The sequence below is a fragment of the Xanthomonas cassavae CFBP 4642 genome (genome assembly GCF_000454545.1).
GTDB classification, from domain to species: Bacteria; Pseudomonadota; Gammaproteobacteria; order Xanthomonadales; family Xanthomonadaceae; genus Xanthomonas; species Xanthomonas cassavae.
Genome location: NZ_CM002139.1, coordinates 1,989,061 through 1,996,077, shown reverse-complemented (window position 1 = coordinate 1,996,077; position 7,017 = coordinate 1,989,061). Strand labels below are relative to the sequence as shown.

The 7,017-nt window shown below is 56.3% G+C and carries 8 protein-coding genes; 3 read left to right on the top strand and 5 right to left on the bottom strand.

The genetic code is table 11. From position 1 onward, the window contains the following. Positions 1-280 precede the first annotated feature (280 nt). Together XCSCFBP4642_RS0108975 and XCSCFBP4642_RS0108970 are read right to left on the bottom strand one after the other, a co-directional pair. Positions 281-1,330: a CHAT domain-containing protein gene (locus XCSCFBP4642_RS0108975; protein WP_029219488.1), complete on the bottom strand. Its 1,050-nt coding sequence runs from the start codon at positions 1,328-1,330 to the stop codon at positions 281-283. A 125-nt stretch (positions 1,331-1,455) separates the two neighbouring features. Then, complete coding sequence (locus XCSCFBP4642_RS0108970) at positions 1,456-1,854, bottom strand: helix-turn-helix domain-containing protein (protein WP_235048284.1); 399 nt, start codon at positions 1,852-1,854, stop codon at positions 1,456-1,458. 51 nt (positions 1,855-1,905) lie between these two features. On the opposite strand from XCSCFBP4642_RS0108970, the gene XCSCFBP4642_RS0108965 reads away from it, so the two are divergent. From XCSCFBP4642_RS0108965 to XCSCFBP4642_RS0108955, 3 genes are read left to right on the top strand one after another with little or no spacing between them, the layout of a single operon-like run. After that, positions 1,906-2,667, top strand: a complete 762-nt coding sequence (locus XCSCFBP4642_RS0108965; protein ID WP_029219486.1) for a hypothetical protein — start codon at positions 1,906-1,908, stop codon at positions 2,665-2,667. 40 nt (positions 2,668-2,707) lie between these two features. Further along, a complete protein-coding gene (locus tag XCSCFBP4642_RS0108960; protein ID WP_029219485.1) occupies positions 2,708-3,022 on the top strand; it encodes a hypothetical protein in 315 nt (104 codons plus the stop codon). After that, complete coding sequence (locus XCSCFBP4642_RS0108955; RefSeq protein ID WP_029219484.1) at positions 3,019-3,357, top strand: hypothetical protein; 339 nt, start codon at positions 3,019-3,021, stop codon at positions 3,355-3,357. Before XCSCFBP4642_RS0108960 ends, XCSCFBP4642_RS0108955 begins: the two co-directional genes overlap by 4 nt. Before the next feature lie 82 nt (positions 3,358-3,439). On the opposite strand, the gene XCSCFBP4642_RS28385 is transcribed toward XCSCFBP4642_RS0108955, so the two are convergent. From XCSCFBP4642_RS28385 to XCSCFBP4642_RS0108940, 3 genes are all read right to left on the bottom strand, one after another. After that, positions 3,440-3,658 carry a hypothetical protein gene (locus tag XCSCFBP4642_RS28385; protein WP_152527236.1) on the bottom strand — a complete coding sequence of 73 codons (219 nt, stop codon included), beginning with the start codon at positions 3,656-3,658 and terminating at the stop codon, positions 3,440-3,442. Beyond that, positions 3,649-5,364, bottom strand: a complete 1,716-nt coding sequence (locus XCSCFBP4642_RS26735; RefSeq protein WP_084624450.1) for a patatin-like phospholipase family protein — start codon at positions 5,362-5,364, stop codon at positions 3,649-3,651. The genes XCSCFBP4642_RS28385 and XCSCFBP4642_RS26735 overlap by 10 nt, the downstream gene beginning before the upstream one ends. A gap of 130 nt (positions 5,365-5,494) precedes the next feature. Next, positions 5,495-6,964, bottom strand: coding sequence for a site-specific integrase (locus tag XCSCFBP4642_RS0108940; RefSeq protein ID WP_029219482.1), 1,470 nt, complete (start codon positions 6,962-6,964; stop codon positions 5,495-5,497). Positions 6,965-7,017 lie beyond the last annotated feature (53 nt).

Sequence of the window (7,017 nt, the reverse complement as noted above, 5' to 3'; positions counted from 1 at the left end):
CTCATCACGCCACCTCGTTGGCTTCAGGTGACAGCAGCATCCACCCAGCGCGGCGCAGATCCTGCGACAGGCGGCTGATGGTCAGGGCTAATCAGGAACAGTAATGACACCCCTTCTTCACCATTGCCGCGAAGGCGACGGCCCTCATCTTATCCCATGCCGCGAGAATCATTTACCCATCAAGACCTACGAGGCAATCCGGCTATATCTCGACTCACCTGCTAGTTGAGCAAGCCCGACGGCGGAATATGTGAGGCGTCTTTCGCAGTCGTTAAGTCGATCAACCAGGGATCTGAACGAGGAACAGGGTTGAGGCATCTACACCTTCAGCGGTGAATAGCTCTGGCGTCTGGTCTTCCGGAATCCCTTCCAACAGCAGAGCAGCCCTCGCCTGTTGGAACGCTTTTGCAACGGAATGCCCGAATCCTATCGCGGAATAAAATTGAGCAGCAAACACGCGGGCAGCTGTGTCACCGATGGAAGCATTCATTCCGATGGCACATGGCACGTGTTCCACGATCGCCTCAGCCTGTCCGTGGGAAAAGCATGTGTTGAAGAACACAAGCTGGAGGTCGCCAGACGCCGCCATCATTGTCTGGACGATGGCTTCCTTACTGACCAGCTTGGTCCGGCCAATGCTGTCTTGGAACAAGATGTCGTCTTCTGACCCATGACCGCTGAAGTGCACAACGCCCGGCTTGCATTCGTTGATGGCCTGAAGCACGTCCAACGGCTGGACCGCCCACCTAGACTCCAACCTCACAACATCACGGTGCTCGGACTTCCGCACCATTTCATGGATGGATCTGGCTTCATCGTCCAGCCGAAGCTGGGCTTGGTCCAACGGGTTAGATGCAAGAAACAAGACCGTCAACTGCTCGGGTAGCTCCTGAAGCCGCTGCAACGTAGCGGCAGTTTTCCGATGGAGCTGATCGTGCCGGCTCAGGCGCCCCTGGACCCGGCTAAGCTCTGCAACCTGAGAAGCATGCTCGCGCTTTTGCTGATCAATCCGTTTTTTGTCTTCCTGGGACTGAGCCGCGACTAGCTGGCGACTCGCTTCCCCCAGCCGAACATACTCACTGGCAAGCTTAGTCTCAAGATCCGCAATTTTCTTTTGGATGGAAACCGCATTTGCCTCATAACGCTGCGCCTCACGCAGCTTGGATTGCTGCGACGATGCCGACTTGATGCGGCCCGCAACGGCTGAGGCATCAAGGGCCCTCTTACGCTCGGTGACTGCCTTTGCTTCTTGGCGTGACTTCTCGGTTTGAAGCCGGACGATTACCTTCTGGTGCCCCTCCACAACACGGCGCCGCTGATCGACAGACATTATCCACTCCTTAGCTTGATAAGGCTTGTGTCTAAATTGGACTTCGCGATCCCATTCCTAGGCGACGCTACCAATCAGATCTTGGCATCCATTCGTATCAGCAGATGAGATTTCCGGAATCCCATCTACCGCTCGACCGACCCCGCCATCTCACGCAGGCGCTCCAGCGCCTCTTTCTGCTTGGCGACAGGCAACCGAGACACGATCAAGATGATGTCAGCCAGCACGTCGGACGTGGCGTGGAAATAAGCGACCGGAAGATTCAACGCCTTCGCTAGTGCCTCAGCCGTCGCAGGATCCGGGTCATGTTGCCCCGTCTCGTAACGGCTCACCCGCGTGGCTCCGGACACCGAGTCCACCATCCCAATGCGCTCCGCCAACTCGGCTTGTGTCCAGCCCATGACCATCCGCGCATGGCGCAGACGCGTGCCATAGACCGTGGCCGGTGTCTTGGGTTTGGGCATCGAGAAGATTGCACGAAAGCTGAATTCCCTCAGTGTGCCGCTTGGAAGCGGGCTACTCATCTGCGATTATCGTAAATGCTGCCAAACCGGCGGTCTACAGGGGCTTTTCGCATGAAGCACACAGGACAGGGAGCGTTAGCTGCGCTCCTGGCGTTGACGCTTGTTTCGACTTTCACCGCCTACGCCCAGGACACCCAAGAACAGAAGCCCGGCTTCTTCCGCCAGCTCGGAAAAAGCCTGGCCGACTCGGGCAAGCAGATGGTGGGCATCAAGCCGAACGCTGGCACCAAGGCCGGCAGCCAGGGGACAGGCTCGATCTACACCCCTATCAATGGCGCCGGGAAGCTGCCGAACCTCTTCAAGGGCGACAACCACCAGCAGGCCCAGCTCGGGAAGTTGGACTGGCCCCGGGTGGCGCTGACCTTTACCGACTGGGGCGCCTCGCTGCCCTGCTGGACGGTCGAAGCTCGCATCTGGACCAGTCCGACCGCGTCGAGCGTTGAGACCTTCCGCACTTGCTTCGATGCCCCGCTGACCGAGACCGATGACTTGGGCGAGACCGCGGAGCTCAACACCTCCGCTCTGTGGAAAGGCAGGGATACCCTCAATGGCGTCCGCGTGCCTTCCAGCAAGCCCAACACAGGCGCACAGCGGTCAACGGGGCCCAACCCTCCGGCCCAGCCCTTTGTCGTCAACGTAAGCCGGCCAGGGGTTGCTGACCGCGCCGTGGACGTGTCGCTGCGCGTGGCGTGGGTGGCCGGCTTCATCCAGACAGCTGACCTGCACCCCGGCCCCTCCGGAATGCTGACCCCGTTCAAAGACAGCCGCATGTGGATAGCCGGGTTCCAGGCTGACGGAAACCGCGACAAGTAAGCACCCACTCCCATTCCTACTCACTGAGCAAAGGAACGACATGAAAAACGCATGGATTGGCTTGACCGCATTGACCATGGCCCTGGGCCTGACCGCCTGCGGCGGCAAGCCCTCATCTGCCAACGCCAAGGAGGCCTTCGTGCGGCTGCTGAAGGACAGCGGCGCCGGCCAAGTGACCGACGTCCAAAACTTCGAACTGACTGGATGCATGGAAGCGGAAGGCGCCGATGGCTATCGGTGCGACACGCGCGGCCAGGCCGTGCTCAACATCGAGGGCCGGCAGGTGCCGATTCCCGTGAGCAAGAACCTGCGCTACGCCAAGAGCGACGGCACCTGGAGGGCCTACGCTAAATGAGCGCGCCTCCTCTGCTTGACCCGCCGTTGCACGCCCGGCGCAAGCTCATGACACCACGGGACCGGTTCTTTTGGTGGTATTCGGGAGCATTGCTTCTCCTGGGACCTTTTGGGTTCGTCGCTGGGCCAGTCATGGCCCAACGCGGAAACCGGAAGGTGGCTCGCCTCTACCCGGCAGAGGCCCGCGTGGCCCAAGCGCGGGACAAAGGTTTCGCCTGGTGGCAGTGGTGGGTCATGACACTGCTGACCCTAATGGGCGCTGCCGGGGCCTTCGCCGTGCTGAGCGGGCTGCCGATTTTCCTGTTCGTAATGTATGCGCAGCTGACCCAAGCCTAAAAATCCAGAGGCCATGTAACAAGAATGCCCCCGCGCTGGGGGCATTCTTTCACTCATGAGTCCATGGAGCCTAAAATAACTCTTACTCCAGCTTGAGAGAACGCGATACCGGAGCCGCGCTATCATTTTCGATCGTGTCGCCGCCCGAATCTTTACCAGAGAGCCACACCGAAATAGCCTTCTTGATGGATTTCTGCTTCAGCGTTGGGCCATCAAACTTAACGGAACGCCGCAGTGCAGCTGGCTTCAATGAGCCGGCTTCACGGACAAATAAGTTTCGACCAGGCTTTTTCACTTCCATAGCTGCGTCCTCATAGCGGCTTGCAACATATCGTCAAGTTGAGGAAACCGTCCGACCAGCTCCTCTAGCACTTTGACCAAGTCAGCCACTTTATCTTGGTCACTCAAGTCATTGGCTACCATACTACATCCAACCTGGTCAAGCGTCAAGGTCTGCGACTCAATGAGCAACACTGGACAGCCAGAGCCTGGTGAAGGTGAAATTGTCGATGGTAGTTCCAACTCTAGCGCAACCAACCACTTACTTCCGAGAGCCAACCACCCCTGTTCACCGGACGACCCGTCCTCAAAAGAGGGGTAAGCAGGTGGATCTCCGGCTAAAATAGCGTGGCGCTCAAAAGGATTCAATCGATCCACAAGTTCCTCGCCAAAAAAACCAAGCGTAAATCGCGGCCAGAGCAATGAGGGATGTTCAGGTCTTCGCAGGGCAATCGTGAAGAGCAGATCATGATCTTCGACGAACCGAGCCTTATCATTTCTTTCGTTCAGATTTTCCACAATACCCAAACGCAGAGATGTCATTAGGTCAATAACCAAACTCTCTGACACTGATGCCATTAGCTCTGCAGCACAAGCCTGCTTGGCTTGTTCGACCTCATCCACATATTCAGAAATAGGTAAATCGAAGTCTAGCAAGTCAAGCCCAGTTGGAACTGGGATCATCATGAGCCCAGGGATGCCTCTCTTGTGAATACTCGAAGGGCCGGACAGAATCGCCTCAATCATGCCCGACAACCACGTTCCAGCGCTCGTTGAGCCCTTCTTCGATCTTCGCACGAGGGAAAATCCGACAGTCCATGCCTCTGGAGATAAGGCCCTGTCCTCATCGAAAGGCCATAATGGAAGGTTGGAAAGAACCCCGCCGTCAACAAAGCGCTGAATCCCGCGCCCTTCGATATCAATCTCGTAAGGAGCGAAAATGACAGGGAGACAGATAGAAGCGCACACTGCATCCGCCACGATAACATTAGGGGTAGTCCAATACGAAAAAACCTCAACATCTCTTGTAGAAACATTTGTTGAGACAATTTTCAGAGTCTTACAACCACACCTTTTAATATCCGCAAATGTTACCCAGCGCCCTTCATCTTGAAAATTATCCTTGACGGCACTAAAAATTGCGTCATTTATGACCTCCCTAACAACGGTCAAAGATGCCAATCCCTTTTGGAGACTTCGAATTTTTCGCACCAAACCCACGGCAACAACAGCCGGAATGACGAGAAGAAGGACAGAAACCCAAGCAGAAAAAGCAAACCCAAGAGATAGGCATGCAACGAGTGAAGCCAAAATATCAATATACAACTTTATCGATATAAATCTTACCCACGCCGAGTTATTTTTCAGAAAATCCAGAAGCTCTTTTGCCTTTTTTATCTTGGACCAGCCATCCTCGGTGAACAGAGCGGTCGCGGTTTTGTATCGCCCTTCACAAACCACATCTAAGAGGTGACTACCAGTTCTTTCTTTCGATACTTTGTCAATCTCGCACCCAAAAATATCATCAGCGCGATATCCCGTAGCCACCAACGCAGCGATGATAGCGCCCGCCGACGTCCCCGCAACGGCGGATATCTCATGAGGAATACCACCACTCTTAGAGACCGCAGAGATCCACTCCTCCAGAGCTCTAAGCCCGCCAACATGAGCCACGCCTTTAGCGCCGCCCCCCTGAAATGAAACATAAATTTTTTGAGTCACACTCATGCTTTATTTTCAGTTGGCCGCATAAGATTGCGGTGGTGACAAATGACTATTGCATAAAGCAATTAACGATATTCATATTTGATACTGAAGCTAAAGTAATTTACTCACTTGGTCGCCTCAGAAAATCTCTTCACACTTCAAAAAACCTCAGCGCTTCTATGCCCGAAGAGTGAATACCCAAGCCGTAATACTTCTCTGATACTTTAAAATCTCTACAATAGGTTGAGTGATGCTCGTCCCCGAGTTCGTGGCCAACGATCTGGGCCCGGAGTTCAGACACCACGCCAGCCCCCTGGAGCTCCTGGATAAAGGTCTTCCGGAGCGAATGGAATCCGCGCTTCGCTGGCTCCCAGCCCTTCCCCACCTCCGCCAAGTGTCGACTGAAGGCCTTGGTGATCCAGTTGCCCTGCCCGTTCACGGCGGTGGCTTTGGCCGCTGGGAACAACCTCGTTTCACCGGCCTTGCGCTTATCGTCCACCCATTTCATAAAGCCCATCTTGAGCAGCTCAGGATGGAGGGGCACCGTCCTAAGGCTCACTTCGGTTTTTACCTTCTGGTGCTCGCCTTCGTCTGAGATGCGGATGCACGGGATGCCGTCCTCTTCGAACACGTCTCGGATCAGCAACTGGCCGACCTCTGACGCCCGAGCCCCGGTGTAGAGGCCAAGCAGCGAGGCCCAGCAAGCCGACTCTGACAGCTTGGCGAGCGCCTCAGGCGCAAACAGGGCATGGATCTGCGCCCTGTCATAGGCTTTGAACCCCAGCTTCTTGCGGGCCCGCTTCTCACGCTGGGAATAACTGACATGGCCGGAGGCAGGATTGTCGCCCTTCGGGTAGTGGCCCGACGCCATGGCCCACTCAAAAAAGCCTCCCCGCCCACCGATATACGACTGCTTGTTCGTGAGGGTCGGGGTCGAAGCGCCCTTGTCACGCATGTCTTGATACCAACGAGCCAGATCGGACCTGGTTATGGCATGGACCTTGGCCTTCTCGCCGAGGAAGCTCACCAGAGCCTCAATGGCGGTCTTTTTAATGGTGTAGGTCGTGGGCAACGTTGAGCCCTTGAGAGTCGCCAGAAATGCGTCCCGGGCCTTGCCCAGCGTCATCGTTTCGATGGCCGGCGCGGAGCCATGGCGAACCGGGGTCACCGGATGCGACGCTCCGAATGTGGCGTAAGCGGCCACTGGGAGACGCGGTTGGGCGGTCGCCGCACCCCTGGCTTCCAGCTCCATCAACTGCCGATACAACTTCAGGTCTTTTGGACTGTCGATCTGCCACTGCTCGGTCACCGTCCCATCCGGGCGGCGGGTGCGGTTGAGCGTCAGTTCCTGGAGGTTCTCGGCGCTCGTCAGTCGAGCAATAAGCAGGTCAGCGTCCGATTTGCTAAGCGTGGCCACGCGTTGATCCTTCAACTGTGCGAAGAGCCGAGCATAGCCCGCCCCAAGCACCACTGCACGCACATGCGCTTGCGCCAAGTCCTTCGTTTGCAAGGTGCGTTTGATAAGCCGGCAGCCCATCACGGTTTGCAAATCGACGGGAACACGTTGGACAAACGACCAACGACCGGTCGGAGAACGGCTCAGGTGATGAGGGATGCGCATGAGAGTGTTTCCTCCGCATGCTTCCTGCCTTCCAATCCAACCAAGTCAGATTT

What these genes read in the sequence shown, in the direction of transcription:
- XCSCFBP4642_RS0108975 (WP_029219488.1), bottom strand. Translation starts at nt 1,330, where the DNA reads ATGTCTGTCGATCAGCGGCGCCGTGTTGTGGAGGGGCACCAGAAGGTA.
- XCSCFBP4642_RS0108970 (WP_235048284.1), bottom strand. Translation starts at nt 1,854, where the DNA reads ATGAGTAGCCCGCTTCCAAGCGGCACACTGAGGGAATTCAGCTTTCGT.
- XCSCFBP4642_RS0108965 (WP_029219486.1), top strand. Translation starts at nt 1,906, where the DNA reads ATGAAGCACACAGGACAGGGAGCGTTAGCTGCGCTCCTGGCGTTGACG.
- XCSCFBP4642_RS0108960 (WP_029219485.1), top strand. Translation starts at nt 2,708, where the DNA reads ATGAAAAACGCATGGATTGGCTTGACCGCATTGACCATGGCCCTGGGC.
- XCSCFBP4642_RS0108955 (WP_029219484.1), top strand. Translation starts at nt 3,019, where the DNA reads ATGAGCGCGCCTCCTCTGCTTGACCCGCCGTTGCACGCCCGGCGCAAG.
- XCSCFBP4642_RS28385 (WP_152527236.1), bottom strand. Translation starts at nt 3,658, where the DNA reads ATGGAAGTGAAAAAGCCTGGTCGAAACTTATTTGTCCGTGAAGCCGGC.
- XCSCFBP4642_RS26735 (WP_084624450.1), bottom strand. Translation starts at nt 5,364, where the DNA reads ATGAGTGTGACTCAAAAAATTTATGTTTCATTTCAGGGGGGCGGCGCT.
- XCSCFBP4642_RS0108940 (WP_029219482.1), bottom strand. Translation starts at nt 6,964, where the DNA reads ATGCGCATCCCTCATCACCTGAGCCGTTCTCCGACCGGTCGTTGGTCG.